The sequence below is a fragment of the Salinispira sp. genome (genome assembly GCF_059431795.1).
The window spans coordinates 47,781-63,261 of sequence record NZ_JBXWXS010000041.1 but is presented as its reverse complement, the minus strand read 5'-3'; the positions used below and the strand labels follow the sequence as shown (position 1 = coordinate 63,261).

The window sequence follows — 15,481 nt, the reverse complement described above, 5'->3', positions numbered from 1 at the left end:
GTATGCTTCGTTAGTCATGAGGTCTCCTATGGTTTTTCGTCGAACTCATGAAGACCGATTGGCTAACTTTTTTCAATCCCCCTTCTCAGAAGAATCACTTTTACAGACAGAATCTTACACTACCTTTTTTATAAATATCACAACTTCATTACGCAGCGAATATTCACGGAAAATTGAACAACTTTCTGAGGGATTAATATCAGAAAAGAAGCGTTTTCTGGAAAATACTGTTCAACGAACCATTCAGATGATAGAAATAGAGCGACAGGAGATTCGGAAGCGATATGCTGAATCTGATCTAACAAAAGATCAGATAGACGTATTAGTAAAAGATAATATCAGAGATATCTTACATCAACTAGTTCTAATTGATGATGGATACATCTGGGTGAACAGAATTGTTAATTACGAAGGCGGCGATAATTACGCTATCAGGGAAATACATCCCAATTTACCGGATACCGAGGGGATGTGGCTCTCAACCAATACAGAGGATATTCAGGGAAATACGCCATATCAGACGGAATTGGATGGATTTAACAGGAGTGGTGAGCTTTTCTTCGAATATTTTTTTAAGAAACCTGATGTTGATGATATTGCGCACAAAATGTCATACGCTCGATTGTACGAGCCTTTTGATTGGGTTGTAGCAACCGGTGTCTACCTTGATGATGTGGATGAACTTATCAAAAGTGAGACAACTGTGATGGAACAGACGTATGAGGATCAGCTGCTATTTTCTGTTTTTATAGTGCTTGGGGCTCTTATCTTGTCTACTGTCATTATGATCTTATTTGAAAAACAGATCAGCGCTATGATAAATCGCTATGAAAATGAAATTGATAGCTACACGGCCTCAATATTGCAGGAGAAAGATAAAACAGTAGTTGCGTTACGTGAGAAGGATGCCCTATTCAAAGAGATTCATCATCGGGTAAAGAACAATATGTCGGTGGTGTCAAACCTGCTTCAGCTTCAGATTAACAGTATTGAGAATGCAACTGCCCGTAGAGCCCTTGAGGAAAGCCAGAACCGTATTCAGTCGATGTCTATGATTCACAACACCTTGTATCAGACTGCCAGTCCTGTCTCTATTAATCTGAAAACCTATCTCTCTGATCTGTTAAATTTTATCTTGGATAATTACGCAATTAATAAAAATGTGCGGCTATTTATTGAAATTGAAGAAATTGAAATAGATTCAAGTCTGGCTTCTCCTCTGGGACTGGTATTAAATGAGTTGATCACCAACAGTCTGAAGTACGCCTTTCCCCGGGACCGGCAGGGAATTATGACGGTGGCGGCAGCATTTACTGTGGATGATGACATCGAACTTCATTTTTCCGATAACGGAATCGGAATTCCAGACGATATAGACTGGGAACACAGCGATACGCTGGGTATGCAACTCATCAAAGGCATAGTGGAAATGCAATTGGACGGATCTATAACAATCGATACCACAGAGGGTACACACTTTAAAATACGGTTTGATCCGAACAAAGAATGACTATGCCATGTAACTATTGAGGTAATCCCACACACGCCGGTCAACCTAGCTGCCCGGATGTAATGCTGGATATCATCCCCTGCATATAAGTTTCATCTGCCAGGCCATATATATCGATGTGGAAAATATTTTCATTGTCGGCATTGGAGAGAAACCTGATTCAGGGTATCAATGGCATCCTGTTCGTCAGGGCAGGCTCGGCTTTTTAGGTCGGTAATGATTACATCCAATTTGTATGACATGCGCTGCACCAGCGGGCACTAATGATTTATTCCACCACTTCCTCAGCCCCCTGAAGTAGTAGCGTTTTGTTACCTTCATTTCTACATGATTGTAGAAAAATACACGACGATTTTCTTGATAAATATTAAAAATATAGTAATATATAAAATTAAGGAGAAAAAAATGGCGAGAAGAAGCAAAGCTGTTAAACGTGGTATTCCATGGATATTCACTATTATGGTTCTGACCTTTACCTTCTCCGGCTGTATTAGCTATGAAACTGTGGAATACCGTTACGGATTATCTGATCAAGTGGAAAATGCTAAATATGTAAACGGCGAAGTGGTGCAGACAAGCGTCGGAGAGAACACTGCGGTTGAGCTACAATTACGAAATCGAGATACCCTGTTTGGGGATATCGTGGAAGCTGTGGTATACATAGAAAATTTCGGAGATACAAGCTTTGACTTTTTACCGTCCAATGTCATGCTGGTCACCGTATCAATTGAAGAGCCGAACAAATCAATTACAGCTAATCCCAACTCTGCAAGCCAGCTTTCCTTCCCAATAGGGTTTTTCCACAGGGTTGAAACAGCACGGGGCGTAGGGCCCGATTTATATTCACTCTATGTTGCCAACGCAACACGCAACAGATCGGGCACTGCGATAGGTGGAGTGGGAACGTATCTAAGCGGAGGAACAATTGGTGAGGCCATTATTGCACAAAACCAGGCCAATGCCGCAGCAGCCGCACGACGATCACAATTTGAGGGAACCTTCAATACCACCCGGCAGGAACTTTTAGGCAGATATACCATTGCTCCCGGATCAGCCATCAGCGGCGGAGTTGGCTTTGCTCGAACGCTGGATGTATGGGCAACGTCAAAGATTGAGAATGAAGCGGATCTGTCTAGCTTTTCTGAAGGAAGCGGTGACCACCCGATTCATCAACTGCAAATCTATCCATGGGCGGGAAATAGGCAAATTCTCGATCCCGGATCAGCGGGCTATACCAGCGCCTTGGATTTTTATACCAGCGCCCTATACGATCTTGACTCTCTCAATTTTGACTATATCCGAACATGGGATGTGAGACTTAACGACGTAGTTATTCTTATGGCTCCGACTATTGAAAACCGTATGGATTGGGTTTCTGAAGAATATAAACAATACTCCTTGAGATCATACATTTTGGTTAAAGCCGACGCCGATGTGCATATATTCCCGATCATGACATGGGATTCGAAATAGGAAATGCGGAGGATGGTATGAAAGAAAAAATGTTTAAAACCGGATTAATTGTAATTGCCGCGCTTTGTTCTTCAACCTTATACGCTCAGGCAGCGGGGACTGTTGTTGAACGGGAAGGTTTCTTTGACGGTGAATGGGAGCTGGGTGTGGGACAATTGGGGATAATGCTCTCCACCGGCTACACAGATCAGGGTTCAGATGCAGAGGAAGATCCCAATGGAGTTGATAGTACCGACTTTTTCGGAGGTGGAGGTGAGTTCACCTTTATGAACCATAAAGTCAGAGATGATGGAATCCTTTGGGGCTATGGGCTGAAAACCGGAATATTCTTACATACCATTTCTTCCGGCCTGGATATGGTACAGATTCCTCTGGTTCTGGCTATCCATGGAGGTGAGGCTCTGTGGGGACTTGAGCTGTATGCAGGTCTTGAGACGGTATTCGGGAATACATATTTTTTATCTGATGGTGCCAGCTCATTTTTCAAAATTGGACCCACATTCGGGGCAAAAGCGGGATACATCATCTCAATGGATATTGGAGCCACTCTCATGAATTCTGAGCTTCTGCCCAGGATTGGATTTGGGATCGATCTTACCCGTTTAGTCACGTTCTAACGGATAAAGAGGTTCAGGGTTTACTCAACTGAGAGCTATCATTATTTCTATTCCCAACACGGCATTTCTACCCCCGACCGGCATTCCCGGTTCCCCGTCGATTCCCCCGGGAACGGTTCTGATTGCTTCTCCCTTTTGGATTGCCATTCTGACCTGAGCTTGGCCGGCGGGAATGACCTCCTCGTCCTCTGGACTTGGAACTGGACTTGGAGGATCGTTGCTCCTGGGGCGGTGGAGGGGGCTGCCACCCGGGTTCAAAGCCGGCTGCTGCCTTGCCGGGAATCTTTTTCTTGAGAACCTTCTCGATCTCCTGCAGTTTATCCCAGTCATCTTCCATTACAAACGAGATTGCATCTCCGGACTTACCTGCACGGCCGGTGCGGCCGATGCGGTGAACATAATCTTCGGCTTGCTGGGGCAGGTCAAAGTTTACCACATGGCTCAGATCCTGAACATCTATGCCCCGTGCGGCGATATCCGTTGCTATGAGGGCCTGGAGGTCTCCGGTTTTAAAACTTGCCAGGGCACGGGTTCGGGCACCCTGGGACTTATCGCCATGAATTGCCGAGCTGTGTATTTGTGCTTTGTTGAGTTTTTTTGCCAGCCGGTCAGCACCGTGCTTTGTCCGTACAAAGACCAGAACCTGATACCAGCCGCCCTCTTTAATGAGATGTATGAGTAGATCAACCCGCCGGGCTTTGTCCACACGGTATGCCAGTTGGCTGACTTCATCGGCCGTTTCGTTACGTTTAGACACTTCCACCTGAACCGGATTGTGCAGGATGTTAAGTGCAAGCCTTTCCACGTCCTTGGCATAGGTTGCTGAAAACATGAGAGTTTGACGGTCGACTTTTTTCATATCCCGTAGAATTGCCTTAATATCGTGTATGAAGCCCATATCCAGCATTCGGTCTGCTTCATCCAGGACCAGTATATCAATTGCGCTGAGGTCGATGGTTTTTTGACTCATATGATCCCTGAGACGCCCGGGGGTGGCAACAATAATATCAACTCCCTGCCTGAGACTGCGGAACTGGGGCTTGATGGGTACTCCACCGTATATTTTCACCACCTTCAGGTGCAGGTGGGTGCCGTATGCGGAGAAACTTCCCGCGACCTGGTCAGCGAGCTCACGGGTGGGTGTAAGGATAAGGGCCCGGGGGTGCGCCTTTTCCGGTTTGCCCAGGCGCTGCAATATGGGAAGGGCGAAGGCTGCGGTTTTCCCGGTTCCGGTTTGGGCGCCGCCGAGAACATCCGTCCCGTCAAGAATCGCCGGAATGGTGCCTGCCTGAATCGGGGTGGGTTCCCGGTATCCCCGGGCCTCCACGGCCCGGCATAATTCGGGCATGAGCCCGAGTTTTTGAAAATTCATGGGTATTTCTCCTAGTTGAACTGCAAAAGAAACCAGAAGTTAATACCAGACAGAGACACGGTGTGGTGCACAGCAGTATTTTTTGTAAATCTGATTCGGACAGTTTGTAAAGTCTGCTTATATCATATTGTGAGCAGAATAGCCAGAGGCATAGCAGGGGGAGGGGTGTACAAAGGACTGTACAAAGACCCGGATCATTCCCGGCTCTGAGAATTAGCCTAGGCGGATCCGAGGGTCGAGCCAGGCATACAGCAGGTCTGCAATAAAATTTGCCAGGGAGAAAAAGAATACGATAATCATGGAGATGGACTGAAGCACAGGCAGATTTTTAAAGTTTACTGCGGTAACCAGGAGACTTCCCATTCCGGGGTAATTATACACGTTCTCAATGACAACCAAACCTCCCATGAGCCATCCGAAACTAATGGCAATGATGGTGATACTGGGCAGCAGTGCGTTACGAAGCACATGACGGCGCAAAACCTGGTTGCGGGTCATCCCTTTTAGCATGGCGATGCGGACGTATGGTTTTTTTAATTCATCCAGAGTGCTGGCCCGAGTCATTCTGGTGATGTAGCCGATGAGTACCAGGCTGGCGGTTATCGCAGGCAGAATGAGAATCTGTATCCACTCCATTAGTCCCTGACCTTCGCTGACCATGGAGCTTGCGCTAAACAGCCCCAGTCGAACTGCGAAAATATTGATCAGAACAATGGATGTGACGAACTCCGGCAAGCCCACCACCGACAAGCTGAGCACCGTGATCCCCTGATCCACGGCGCTGCCTTCTTTCATGGCAGATACAACACCCAAAAAGAGCGATAGGGGCACAGCGATCAGCATGGTGACCATGGCCAGAATGAGTGAATTGACCATCCGGGTGAGCACCAGGGGCCGTACCGGCGGAGAACCGGCGGTATAGGAGACCCCCCAGTCGGATGTAATAAACCCGGAAATCCAACGGAAATACTGGACTGTAAGGGGCTGGTCCAACCCGTAACGGGCATTGAAGTTTTCCACAGCCGTGGGTGACGCATCCCGGCCCAGGACCAGTTTAGCCACATCACCGGGGAGCAGCTGGGTGAGGGCGAAAATCAAAATGGAGGTGACCACCAGGGTCAATGCCATGAGGCCCAGCCGTCGTACAATAAAATGAATCATTCCTGGCCTCCCTGGAGCCGGCGAAGCTCGTCCAATGGATGATGGCAGCGGATATTGTGGCCATATCCGTCGCTTTGTGCCGGCGGGACTTGCTCCACGCAAATATTTCCGATGAAGTGGGGGCAACGGGTATGGAAAGGGCATCCGCCGGGTTTATTCCTTGGGCTGGGAATATCTCCCTGAAGATGGATGCGCTTTTTCCTCTGCTCGGGACGTACACGGGGGGCAGAGGCTAAAAGAGCCTCTGTATAGGGATGATACGGCGGATTGGTGACCTGTGCGTTGCTGCCCTGTTCAAGTATCTCTCCCAGGTACATCACTGCAATATCATCTGCTAAATACTCTATTACCTCCAGGTCATGGCTGATAAAAATATACGATACTCTCTGCGTTTCCCTCAATTCTTTGAGCAGATTAAGTATGACTGCCTGCACCGATACATCCAGGGAAGAGGTCGGTTCATCGGCAATGATAATTCTTGAATCGGCGGCAAAGGCGAGGGCGATTGCTACCCTCTGTTTTTCTCCGCCGGAAAGCTGGTGAGGGTATCGCCGTGCATAATCGGCGGTGAGACCGACTGCGGTAAGCATCTTTTTCACCTTCTCATCCAATTCGTGCTTTCGTTCTGCCCGTCTGTTTGATTCCACTCCGCCCAACTTGAAATAGGTTCTGGAGAGACTTTCGCCCACGCTGTGAAAAGGATTTAAGGCATCACCGGGGTTCTGGAATACCATGCGGATTCCTTTGAGTACCTGGTGATGCCGTCGGCGAAGATCAGCGCTGAGAGAGAATCCTGCAAGCGTCATTTCACCGCCATCCGCTTCCTGGAGAGCCACAATGGTTCGGGCCAGGGTGGTCTTTCCGCTCCCGCTTTCCCCCACTACGCCCAGGGTCCGGCCAGGATCCACGGTCAGGCTTACCTCATCCACCGCGGTGAGTACTTCGGGTCTCTTCCCCCAGAGGGCGGCTAAACCGGGCTTGCGAACAAAGGTGGTAGCCAGATTCCGGGCCTGGAACAGTGGGCGATGTCGCCCTTTCTCCCCGGAAGGTATGGGAATGTTTTCCACGCCGTTCTGATGGTCTCCGGCTATTTGCGGGCTATTACCGGAATGCAAGGATGAGCTTTGGGCGTCCGGGTCGAAGGGCTCAAGCTCCTTCCAGCGGAAGCAGCGCACAAGATGCCCTCCGTCCCTCAGACGGTCCGGGGTAGCATCCAATCCTGGCTTATTTTTACGGCAGCTATCTATGGCCGCAGGGCAGCGATCGGCAAAGACGCATGCCTGAGATCGGTTTTGCAAAGCCGGAGCAACTCCTTTGATGGTGTTGAGCCGGCGGCTTTTGCTCAAACCCGGAAGGCATTCCAGGAGTCCCCGGGTATAGGGATGCCGGGGATTGCTGAAAAGTTCACCCACGGAAGTGCTTTCCATCAATTCGCCTGCATACATCACGGAGACCTGGTCGCATAGCTCCGCGACGGTTCCCAGGTCATGGGAAATGTACAATGCTGCGGCTTTTTCTGTACGGATTAAATCTCTCAGAAGATCGAGAATTGTGGCCTGGGTGGTTACATCCAAGGCAGTGGTCGGTTCATCGAGGATTACCAGAGAAGGTTGGTGCATCAGGGCCATGGCGATGAGTACCCGCTGCAGCATTCCTCCGGAAAGCTGATGGGGATAGCTTCCGGAGACCTTGCGGGGGTCGGCGATCTGCACCTTTTCCAACCAATGCTCTGCATGTTCACGTGCCTCCCTACCGCCGCTGAGCTGATGCAGGGCCGCGAATTCGGTCATCTGGTCGATAACCTGTAGAGAAGGATTGAGGGAATTCATTGGATTTTGGGGGACGAAAGATATTCCCTGGCTTCGCAGCCGGCGCAGTTCGGTATCCTCAATGCTTCGCATATCCCGGTTCTCGAAGAATAGCTCCCCCCGAATAATTCGTCCGTTCTCCGGGAGGGCCTGGAGTAGTGCCAGCCCCAGGGTGGACTTTCCGCTGCCGCTTTCTCCCACCAGGCCGTGGATGCTTTCCGGAGTAATTTCAAGGTCCACATCGTTAATAACATTGCGCCAATGCCGCTGGATACGGTATTCCACGCTGATATTTTTTGCCCGGAGGACAGGTCCATTGTAGCTGTTCATCGTTCGTCCTCCCGACGGAGAATCCGCCGCAAACCGTCGGAGAATAGGTTTACCGATATAATCAGAAGGGCAATCCCCGCCACCGGGAACCATAGTTCCCAGGGTTCATCCAGAACCCGGGCCCGGGCATCTAAAACCATCCGGCCCCACTCAGCCACCGGAGGTTGAACACCAAGACCAAGAAAGCCAAGAGAGGTAACCAGGATAATTGCATAGCTCAGGCGCAGCGATGCCTCCACAACCAGGGTCGGAAGCACGCCGGGAAGGATTTCCCGGAAGATAATATACCCGGTGGATTCTCCCCTGAGACGGGCTTGATCGATATATCCTCGATGACGGATCGAGAGAGTTGCGCTTCGCACTACCCGGGCGATAATTGGTATGTATACTATGACAATAACCAATGTAAGGCTGATGTTCCGTGGTCCCAAAAAATTTACCAATGGACCGGGGGCGTCGCTGAGCATGGGTACAATGGTGGAGATAGAAACCAGGGCCAGTATTAGGGCTGGAATGGATAACAGGCTGTCTAAAATACGGGAGATCGTCTCATCCAGACGCCCCCCCGCATACCCGATGAGCATGCCCAGCATGCTTCCCAGAATAACGGATATCCCTGTGGCGATCAGCGGAAGTCCAATGGTTTCCCGTGCTCCCCAGAGCATTCGAGAGAAAATATCCCGCCCCCTCTGGTCGGTACCGAACAGGAAGTCGTTGGAAGGGGGCTCGCCCCGCATTGCTGCCCGGCTTTCCAGACCCATATCGGTACCCCTGATGATCGTCTCGTAAGACCACGGGGCCAGTAAAGGACCGAACAGGGCTACTGCGAGGAAAAAGATTGTGAGAAGAAATCCAATGAGATTCGCCGGACGGCGGCTGAGGCCCCGCCAAAATCCGCTGAATCCCGTGGATGGTTCTTGGGTGCTCATTGTTGGTAGCCCATAAAATATACCGGGGTCGTACATGACCCCGGTGTGGGGTTGCTAACCCTAACGGGCCAGATCCACGTTGCGGAAATTTGTTCTTCCGGGAAAGCTGTGCATTTCCAGGTTTTCCACCGCATTTGAATATGCGCCGATAACCGGACGGAAGTAGGGGATGATAATGGGGCCTTCTTCGTAGAATATCCGGCTGATATCGGCATAGATTTCTGCCCGCCGGGCGGGATCGCTGGCCATGGCGGCCTGGGCGGCTAAGGCGTCCAGTTCGGCATTGGACCATCGGGCTTCGTTAAAGGCAGCACCGGTAGTGTATGCAACAGACAGATACTCCTGGGGTGTTGCACGGGCGCCCCATGCGGTCATTCCTAACTGGGCGTTCAGCCAGTTGTTTTCATTGTCAGCGTAGTACACCGATTCGGGAATAATATTGAGTTCCACATCGATGCCGGCGTCGGCCCATTGCTGCTGGATAAACTCTGCAACCAACCCGTATTCGAAGGTATCTCCCACGTAAAAGGACAGCTGCACTCTCGGTTCGCCGTCCACTTCGCTGATAAAGCCGTTACCTGCTCCGTCTGCATATACATCGGCAATGAGTCTTTTGGCCATTTCCGGATCGTATTCGCGGCTTTCAACAGGATTGTAGAGATTGCCGTACACCGGACCTATGGGATCGTTATTGCCCACCACGCCGTTGCCGTCCAGTGCGTCGATATTCAATAGCTCCCGGTCGGTGGCATACTTAAACGCCTGTCGTATTCTCACATCCTCTCCGATAGAACCTTCGTCTGTGAGAAGACGAATAACAGGATGGGTGTTAGTGGGTCGATTCACCACGGTTACATCGGAAATACGGTTAAGACTGTCAACAAGGTCTTCAGGCATCTTAATAATGAAATCCAAGGTGCCGGTTTGCAGGGCATCCAGCTGGCTTCGGTTGTCATCGAAAAAGATCAGCTCAATTCCATCCAGCACAGGAGAACTCTCTTGCCAGTAATTCTCATTGGCTGCAAACACCGCCCGTTCATCTGCCCGGTAGTCCACCAGCACAAAGGGACCTGTTCCGTTGAAGTTGGCATAAGGGTCATCGCCCTCGGCGATAATATTCACATTTTCCATTCCGTCTTTGAGAATCATGGCAAAGCGAGAGGCCACGCCGAAAAGGAAGTCTGCGTTCACACGTTCCAGGCGAAAGCGAACCGTGAGTTCATCCACTGCAGATACCTCCCAGGTGGGTTCGAAAATGGGATTTTCCTCGCTGTCCTCACCCACTATCTTTTGTCCCAACAATGCGACGATGGATGAGCCAGTGCTCACCAATCGATTGAACGTGAACACCACGTCAGAGGCTGTAAAGCTGCTGCCATCCTCGAAGGTTACACCGGGTTCGAGAAAAAAGGTGTATTCCAAGCCGTCATCGGATATTTCCCAATCTCTTGCCAGACTTGGCTCCAGATTACCATCGGGTGTAATATCCACCAGATAATCATATTGCAGTTGGTTAAACATTATCTCAGGGTCATTTGCCCCCAAAGCCGGGTCGATGGTGGTCAGTTTGCGCAGGCCGATGCGCAAAACTTTTTCCTCTTCACCTGAAGAGACTTCTTCACTCCCACATGAGGTGATAATAAAAATGCCGGCTAATAATAGAAAAAAGATCGCTGTTACGGTGGTCTTACTGGAAATACTCATGGTTCCTCCATTGAGTTTAGCTGATAAAACGGAATGCTCTACATTCTCACTACTATTAATATAGAAACTCCGCCCCGGGGTCAAAAGAAGTCGTAGAAATCCGGGGAATAAATGGCAAATACGCAGGAAAAGCATCAATTATGAGAGAAGAACCATGGATTTATTGCATTAAAACTGCGCCCCTTGCTGACTGGCTGCTTCAGTCACGCTGTCCGCATGCCAGTAATGATTACGTGAAACGTGTCTCCTCATACAATAATTGTGCGTTTGCGAATACAGTTTCGATGCGAAGGTCGCTCCTGTCCAATATGAGCAGATCCCCATCCATGCCAGGAGCCAGCTCCCCTTTCCCATGAAGTTTGAGCCGGCGGGCGGGGTTTATGGTCACCGGAGCTATTGCTGTGGCCAGATCAATTCCTTCATGGTTTACCGCCAAGCGTACTTCATCCATGAGGCTTCGGCAGCTCCCGATCACCATCCCTGTTAAATTACCCGTTTCATCGAAGGAGGGTAAACTGCCCCCGGCATCGGAGGAAAAGCTGATTCTATCCAGCTTGACTCCCCGGTCAAGCAAGCGTTTGAGAGCCCTGCTGCAGCGAATCTCCCCTTCATCTATAAATTCCGGGGTGGTGCAGCTGGTGAAATCCACATATCCACCTGCCAGCGCCCAATTAAGACCGGCATGAAACAATTCTTCATTCCTGCCCATGTGGGTGGGGACGAACTGGGATCGGGGGATATCGCTGTTCTCTATCACGTCCTCCAGAAGAGTGATTCTTCCTCTGCCGCTTCCGGTATGAATGTTCAGCGTTCCGGCTTTGCCAGAGATCATTCCTCCAACCCGTGCCTGGGATGCCAGCCTGGCCAGTTCCTCTGCACCGGGCTGGCTTGAGCGGTGATCGGCAATTGCGATCTCTCCCGCACCGACGATTTCCTCAATAAGTATTATGTCGTCACTGAGTTTGCCGGTAACGGTCTTCAACGGCAGATGATAGCTTCCCGTATAACACCAGGAGGAGAGCCCCTGTTCCTTGAGCCCTTTCACTTTGGCAAGCAGGGCGGCCATGCTGCGGGTGGTGCCGTCGGTTCCCAGGGTTCCCACTACGCTGGTCACACCTGCAGAGATGATATCCTCGAATTGCATTTCCGGGGTGCGTGTGCTGAAGCCCCCCTCTCCGCCGCCGCCGATAAGATGTAAATGGTTATCGATAAGTCCGGGAACCGCCACGTTACCGCTTCCATCAATAACATTAAGCTTATCATCGGAAAAGGCCTCGATTACCCCTGAGAGATCATCTTCCATGGCAAGAATTTTTGAACCGCCGAGAAAAATGTCTTTGGTACCCACATGCCGGGGGGCGAAAACGTCGATATTTTGTATCAAATACATGCTGCAACTCCTGTGCGTATCCCGGGGCGAATAGGAAATCTTTACAAGGATATCCTATACGTTATGCATGATCAGATGGAAGACTCGCCACCCATTATCCCGCTTCATATATACGTTCATGTGCATTCTGTTCTCTCTCCTCCTTCTCCCAGATATTATCTTTCCCCAGGAGAAATAAGTTCAGGGGAATGAACAAAACCTTGATGGCAGCATCCAAAATCCGGAAGTTATTGTGGGTGTGTACGACAATCATCCGAAGATCTATTTGGATGAACAGGAACGTCCGGCTGGTTTCTTTGCAGACTGGGCGGTTGTGTACACCCGTGAAAATAGTACAATCCCGCATATCGATGACCTCAAGGGAGTGCGGGTTGCATCCATGCGTGGGAGTATCCATCATGACGGCCCCATGGGGCTCGAGGTGGAAGATTATTTTCGATCCCCACATGCATCACTTTGCGTTTCCAAAGGGCGGGGATCGCAGCCTTATCAACGACCTTGACCGGGTGCTTCGGGATTTCAAGGCTGATTCAGTCATTATCCCATGAATGGTATACGGCAGATTTGTTCTGTCTGGCAGGGGCATTTGAAAAAGCGGAACATTCATCTGACCCTGAAGGGGCCGGAAAGTGAGCGCTGGAACATTTCCTTACAGGCGTTGAACACGGTTCTTAGCGAGCTGATTCAAAACAGTATCGATCACGCCTGCCCGGGGTGCGTGGAAAAGCAAGAGCTTTCTCACGATTCAGACCAGCCAGATATGGAAATTCATATTGAACTGTTCAAAACAGATACATCCGGCTATCCGGGAAAAAACGGAAAGGGAAAGCGCACGAACAGATCATTTGTTCAATCCCCCCTACCGTGGATTATTGACTATTGCATGGCTGATGCAGCAACCCGAAGAAGAGGACTATTTCCATGACGGGGATATCACCCCGGCGCATATGAACTGATAGTGGATGCGTGGCCCGCATTCACAGCCCCGTTTATCTGTCCTCAGTGAGTCCAGAATCACGGAACTCGTTTTCCAGCTTTGAATCCAGCAGTTTGTATTCTGCCTCCAGCTGCATGAGACGTAGTTTCTGTTTATCCACAGCCAGCCTTTCCCGTTCAAGCTCAAGCTTCTTTTTATCCAACCCTGCCCGCTGCAGCATACTGATCCCGCTGAACACCGCCAGGGGGGCACCCACAAAAACCATGGCCACCACCAAGACTATACTGAAATCCATGCATCCTCCCCGAATCCGCTCATATTCTACCCGATTGGTATGATCTATAGAATAGAGCGTGCTTAATAATGGGAAATCTCTGCTACCCCGGGAACCAGCTGCCATGTCTCGTGTTCTTTATTCGGATTCACTCTTTACAAAATAACAGGATAATTCATAAAATTGGACTCGAGAGATTTTCTCTAGAAAAATACGGGGTATTAACACATGTACCCACAAGGAGTCTTTGTATGGTTTGTACAGATCAGGCCGGGTTCAGTAATAGCAGCAGGTATTTGAGGCCTGTCCTTTCTTTCGTGCTGTTTCTTGTTGCCCTCACATCCAGCTCTCATGCACAGGTTTTTGGCTCTCTGGGAATTGCCACAGGCGCCAACGGTCTTGGTTTCGCCGGAACCCAGACTGCAGTTGCCGACTACACCCAGGTTCCAAATGCGGAGATGTATTCCGGCAGCAGCAACAATGATGTTATACCACTGGTATTCGGCGGTGTTCTGACCATGGGGTATCATTTTAATCCTCTCTCCGTGTATGCCCGGGTGGGATATATGGGGAGAAACAGTTCTCAAACAACCGGCGGAGCATCAAGTCAAACCTACAATACGGGTACCTATACTTCCCGGGATCATATCGACTTGTTGCTCAGGCAGCTCATGACCACCATTCATGCTTCATATGAGCTTGGTGGGGAGGTTGCAGGACAGCGTTTTGCTGCTTTCGGTGGATTGGGAGCCGGGGTAAGTATTCAGTTGGATAGCAGCAAGATTGTGTATCGGGAAGCCAATGGAGATTGGCCCTCCTACACCGAGAGCACCCCTTCCTCCGGCTATGATGATGCGGTAACAATTGGGGTTTCCGGGTTGAATGGCATTTCCGTGGTTGCCGTTCCGGAGCTGGGCGTACGCTGGTATGCCGAATCGGGAAAACATGGTTTTTCCCTGGGTACCGGTGCAAATATTTATGTAACGCCTAAAATTGGAACGGTTCGCACCAACATTCAGGATGATATTGGAAATGCGGCTCAACTCACCGCAACTGAAAATACCTTCGAATTGTATTTCTTTTTTGATTATTCTCTTATTCTCTAATTTCCGCCCCGCGTAAGCCCTTTTAAACTAGCCGCCCAGAACGGGCGGCTTCTTGTATGACCCGCGAAGCGAGGGCACATCCCACCGTGATAAATTTTGCGGACGCTGTCGTCTTGCAGTATAATTAAATTGAGAACATCCTCCAAAATTCAATTTTGAAAGATGCTTTAGTGGCAAACCTTCTGACATGTATCTACACTCTCCTTACGTGTATGTACGCTCATTGTATACGGTACACTGAAAATTCTGTCGCATATCAAAACCATACGAGGATCAATCATGAAATATCCCCCGATGAGGAAGCTCAATAGACAATTACCCCGGGAAAAGGCCTTGAAAATAGTTGAGGACGGCGAGTACGGCGTTCTGGCTTTGGCCGCTGATTTGAAACATGAGGAGGGTATTAGCCCATATGCCGTCCCGTTGAATTATTCACTGTACGAAGGTCATGTCTATTTTCACTGCGCCCGTGAGGGTCGAAAACTGGACTTTCTGAAAGAGAATGACCGGGTGTCGTTTTGCGTAGTGGGGCGCAGTAGACCGGTACCGGAACAATTCACTTCCATGTTTGAAAGCTCAATTGTGTTTGGCAGCGCCGAAGAGGTCAGCGGAGATGAGAAGCGTGAGGCACTCAAGACCCTAATTCGAAAGTATTCACCGGAACATCTTGAAGCGGGAATAGAATATATTGAGCGGGCATCGGCAGCCACTTCCGTGTTTTGCATCCGAATCGAGCATATTACCGGGAAAGGAAACTGGGACTGACAATTTGACATCAGCTTCCGTATCCGTAAGTCTTTATAATGTAATACCGTGGAACGGTCTGTTTTTGTGATTGCTCTACAATGATAAATTATAGAAAAGAAAACG

Annotated in this window: 15 protein-coding genes; 7 read left to right on the top strand and 8 right to left on the bottom strand. The window is 49.7% G+C overall.

The genetic code is table 11. The features are described 5' to 3' along the window. The 3 genes from AC52PS_RS13860 to AC52PS_RS13850 all read left to right on the top strand — a co-directional run. Positions 1 to 1,510, top strand: a 1,510-nt coding sequence (locus AC52PS_RS13860) for a histidine kinase dimerization/phosphoacceptor domain -containing protein (protein WP_495563672.1), incomplete at its 5' end; no start/stop codon positions are given. A gap of 327 nt (positions 1,511 to 1,837) precedes the next feature. Then, positions 1,838 to 2,983, top strand: coding sequence for a hypothetical protein (locus tag AC52PS_RS13855; protein WP_495563671.1), 1,146 nt, complete (start codon positions 1,838 to 1,840; stop codon positions 2,981 to 2,983). A gap of 17 nt (positions 2,984 to 3,000) precedes the next feature. Continuing rightward, positions 3,001 to 3,600 carry a hypothetical protein gene (locus AC52PS_RS13850; protein ID WP_495563670.1) on the top strand — a complete coding sequence of 200 codons (600 nt, stop codon included), beginning with the start codon at positions 3,001 to 3,003 and terminating at the stop codon, positions 3,598 to 3,600. Between the two features lie 67 nt (positions 3,601 to 3,667). On the opposite strand, the gene AC52PS_RS13845 is transcribed toward AC52PS_RS13850, so the two are convergent. From AC52PS_RS13845 to AC52PS_RS13815, 7 genes are all read right to left on the bottom strand, one after another. Continuing rightward, positions 3,668 to 4,972 carry a DEAD/DEAH box helicase gene (locus AC52PS_RS13845; protein ID WP_495563669.1) on the bottom strand — a complete coding sequence of 435 codons (1,305 nt, stop codon included), beginning with the start codon at positions 4,970 to 4,972 and terminating at the stop codon, positions 3,668 to 3,670. 213 nt (positions 4,973 to 5,185) lie between these two features. After that, positions 5,186 to 6,133 (bottom strand): ABC transporter permease, encoded by a 948-nt coding sequence (locus AC52PS_RS13840; protein WP_495563668.1) that lies wholly within the window; start codon positions 6,131 to 6,133, stop codon positions 5,186 to 5,188. Further along, a complete protein-coding gene (locus tag AC52PS_RS13835) occupies positions 6,130 to 8,271 on the bottom strand; it encodes a dipeptide ABC transporter ATP-binding protein (protein ID WP_495563667.1) in 2,142 nt (713 codons plus the stop codon). The genes AC52PS_RS13840 and AC52PS_RS13835 overlap by 4 nt, the downstream gene beginning before the upstream one ends. Beyond that, positions 8,268 to 9,200, bottom strand: a complete 933-nt coding sequence (locus tag AC52PS_RS13830; RefSeq protein WP_495563666.1) for an ABC transporter permease — start codon at positions 9,198 to 9,200, stop codon at positions 8,268 to 8,270. Before AC52PS_RS13830 ends, AC52PS_RS13835 begins: the two co-directional genes overlap by 4 nt. A gap of 60 nt (positions 9,201 to 9,260) precedes the next feature. Continuing rightward, complete coding sequence (locus AC52PS_RS13825; protein WP_495563665.1) at positions 9,261 to 10,904, bottom strand: ABC transporter substrate-binding protein; 1,644 nt, start codon at positions 10,902 to 10,904, stop codon at positions 9,261 to 9,263. A gap of 229 nt (positions 10,905 to 11,133) precedes the next feature. Beyond that, a complete protein-coding gene (gene iadA, locus AC52PS_RS13820; protein WP_495563664.1) occupies positions 11,134 to 12,294 on the bottom strand; it encodes a beta-aspartyl-peptidase in 1,161 nt (386 codons plus the stop codon). A gap of 94 nt (positions 12,295 to 12,388) precedes the next feature. Beyond that, complete coding sequence (locus tag AC52PS_RS13815) at positions 12,389 to 12,547, bottom strand: hypothetical protein (protein ID WP_495563663.1); 159 nt, start codon at positions 12,545 to 12,547, stop codon at positions 12,389 to 12,391. A 145-nt stretch (positions 12,548 to 12,692) separates the two neighbouring features. Between AC52PS_RS13815 and AC52PS_RS13810 the strand changes: the two genes are divergently transcribed. Both AC52PS_RS13810 and AC52PS_RS13805 read left to right on the top strand, forming a co-directional pair. Further along, positions 12,693 to 12,842, top strand: a complete 150-nt coding sequence (locus AC52PS_RS13810; protein ID WP_495563662.1) for a hypothetical protein — start codon at positions 12,693 to 12,695, stop codon at positions 12,840 to 12,842. Continuing rightward, positions 12,839 to 13,219, top strand: coding sequence for a hypothetical protein (locus tag AC52PS_RS13805; protein WP_495563661.1), 381 nt, complete (start codon positions 12,839 to 12,841; stop codon positions 13,217 to 13,219). The genes AC52PS_RS13810 and AC52PS_RS13805 overlap by 4 nt, the downstream gene beginning before the upstream one ends. Before the next feature lie 64 nt (positions 13,220 to 13,283). On the opposite strand, the gene AC52PS_RS13800 is transcribed toward AC52PS_RS13805, so the two are convergent. After that, the gene (locus AC52PS_RS13800) at positions 13,284 to 13,526 is read right to left on the bottom strand and encodes a hypothetical protein (protein ID WP_495563660.1); all 243 of its coding nucleotides are present in this window, start codon (positions 13,524 to 13,526) and stop codon (positions 13,284 to 13,286) included. Positions 13,527 to 13,756: 230 nt separating this feature from the next. Here AC52PS_RS13800 and AC52PS_RS13795 point away from each other — a divergent pair, with 230 nt between their 5' ends. Both AC52PS_RS13795 and AC52PS_RS13790 read left to right on the top strand, forming a co-directional pair. After that, entirely contained in the window at positions 13,757 to 14,611 is an 855-nt protein-coding gene (locus tag AC52PS_RS13795; RefSeq protein WP_495563659.1) for a hypothetical protein, read from the top strand. 279 nt (positions 14,612 to 14,890) lie between these two features. Further along, positions 14,891 to 15,376 (top strand): pyridoxamine 5'-phosphate oxidase family protein, encoded by a 486-nt coding sequence (locus tag AC52PS_RS13790; RefSeq protein ID WP_495563658.1) that lies wholly within the window; start codon positions 14,891 to 14,893, stop codon positions 15,374 to 15,376. Positions 15,377 to 15,481: the final 105 nt, after the last annotated feature.

What these genes read in the sequence shown, in the direction of transcription:
- AC52PS_RS13855 (WP_495563671.1), top strand. Translation starts at nt 1,838, where the DNA reads ATGATTGTAGAAAAATACACGACGATTTTCTTGATAAATATTAAAAAT.
- AC52PS_RS13850 (WP_495563670.1), top strand. Translation starts at nt 3,001, where the DNA reads ATGAAAGAAAAAATGTTTAAAACCGGATTAATTGTAATTGCCGCGCTT.
- AC52PS_RS13845 (WP_495563669.1), bottom strand. Translation starts at nt 4,972, where the DNA reads ATGAATTTTCAAAAACTCGGGCTCATGCCCGAATTATGCCGGGCCGTG.
- AC52PS_RS13840 (WP_495563668.1), bottom strand. Translation starts at nt 6,133, where the DNA reads ATGATTCATTTTATTGTACGACGGCTGGGCCTCATGGCATTGACCCTG.
- AC52PS_RS13835 (WP_495563667.1), bottom strand. Translation starts at nt 8,271, where the DNA reads ATGAACAGCTACAATGGACCTGTCCTCCGGGCAAAAAATATCAGCGTG.
- AC52PS_RS13830 (WP_495563666.1), bottom strand. Translation starts at nt 9,200, where the DNA reads ATGAGCACCCAAGAACCATCCACGGGATTCAGCGGATTTTGGCGGGGC.
- AC52PS_RS13825 (WP_495563665.1), bottom strand. Translation starts at nt 10,904, where the DNA reads ATGAGTATTTCCAGTAAGACCACCGTAACAGCGATCTTTTTTCTATTA.
- iadA (WP_495563664.1), bottom strand. Translation starts at nt 12,294, where the DNA reads ATGTATTTGATACAAAATATCGACGTTTTCGCCCCCCGGCATGTGGGT.
- AC52PS_RS13815 (WP_495563663.1), bottom strand. Translation starts at nt 12,547, where the DNA reads ATGATTGTCGTACACACCCACAATAACTTCCGGATTTTGGATGCTGCC.
- AC52PS_RS13810 (WP_495563662.1), top strand. Translation starts at nt 12,693, where the DNA reads ATGACGGCCCCATGGGGCTCGAGGTGGAAGATTATTTTCGATCCCCAC.
- AC52PS_RS13805 (WP_495563661.1), top strand. Translation starts at nt 12,839, where the DNA reads ATGAATGGTATACGGCAGATTTGTTCTGTCTGGCAGGGGCATTTGAAA.
- AC52PS_RS13800 (WP_495563660.1), bottom strand. Translation starts at nt 13,526, where the DNA reads ATGGATTTCAGTATAGTCTTGGTGGTGGCCATGGTTTTTGTGGGTGCC.
- AC52PS_RS13795 (WP_495563659.1), top strand. Translation starts at nt 13,757, where the DNA reads ATGGTTTGTACAGATCAGGCCGGGTTCAGTAATAGCAGCAGGTATTTG.
- AC52PS_RS13790 (WP_495563658.1), top strand. Translation starts at nt 14,891, where the DNA reads ATGAAATATCCCCCGATGAGGAAGCTCAATAGACAATTACCCCGGGAA.